At 64.5% G+C, this 1,001-nt stretch carries 1 protein-coding gene; it reads right to left on the bottom strand.

The window, feature by feature from the left end:
* Window positions 1-887, bottom strand: an 887-nt coding sequence (locus EN906_RS35370; protein ID WP_164777667.1) for a cytochrome P450, incomplete at its 3' end; no start/stop codon positions are given.
* Window positions 888-1,001: the final 114 nt, after the last annotated feature.

Below are 1,001 nucleotides of genomic sequence, written 5' to 3'. Positions count from 1 at the left end.
ACGCCGCTAAGCTCGACCGCCCGTGTCGTCTGCCGCGTCTGCGTGCCGATCGGCGCCACCCAGCGCAGGCCCTCGTCGACCGCCTTCGGCACGAAGGTCTCGGGATCGGCGAGCACCTGCCGCATCTGTTCGGGATGGGCCAGCAGACCGGCCAGGATCGAGCCGGCGCCATGTCCGGGCTCCTGCATGCCGCCAAGCAGGATGACCTTGATGCTCGGCATCAAAAAATCGATCGGCCGCGTCGTGCCCTCCGGCATGCCATCGTGCAGCATATGCGACAGCGCCGAGTCATCTGGCTGGCGCGCAAGTCTTTCCAGCGTCGGCAGGATGGCGTCGCCGACCTCGGCACTGATCGCGTCGGCGATCTCCTGCCGCTTCGGGTCGTTCTCGAAATTGATGGCGCCCTGGGCAAGGCCATAGAACCAGCGGCGCAGCGTCGGCATGTCAATGTCGGCAAGGCCGAGCGAGCGCGCCAGGCTGAGCGTCGACACCGGTTCGAAATAATCGGCCATCAGCTCGGCGGAGCCCTGGTTGGCGATCCGGTCGAGAAGAGGTTCGGCAATCGACCGCACGAGGTCGCCGGCATAGGCGGCAACGGTGCGCGGCCGGTATTTCGGATCGACGCCCTGTCGCAGCTGTTTATGCGTTTCGCCATCGGTGGTCAGGATGGTGGGCTTGCCGAAGGAGCGCTCGACCGGCGATGAGCCGACGACGGCGGAGAAGATGTCGGGCGACTTGGCGACGCTCTCGACATCCTTCCAGCGGGTGACGAACCACAGGTTGACCGCCGGCACGAAAGCGACAGGCGCACTGCGCCTGAGCTCTGCATAGATCGGGTAGGGATCGGCTTCCAAAGCCTCAACGGTGATATTTTCGGCAAAGCTCAAATCCGCCACTCCCCTTGTGGTGTAAGGGCGGCGTGGCACGCCGCCCCTTTGCTTTTCTCAATCTTTCAGCGGCTGGCCGAGGTTTTCGAAGGCTATGGGATCGCGGCTCTTCAG

Origin of the sequence: Mesorhizobium sp. M7A.F.Ca.CA.004.06.1.1 (assembly GCF_003999135.1) — a bacterium.
GTDB lineage: Bacteria > Pseudomonadota > Alphaproteobacteria > Rhizobiales > Rhizobiaceae > Mesorhizobium.
Note: the sequence above shows the minus strand (reverse complement) of the source record. Positions and strands in the feature narration are given on the sequence as shown.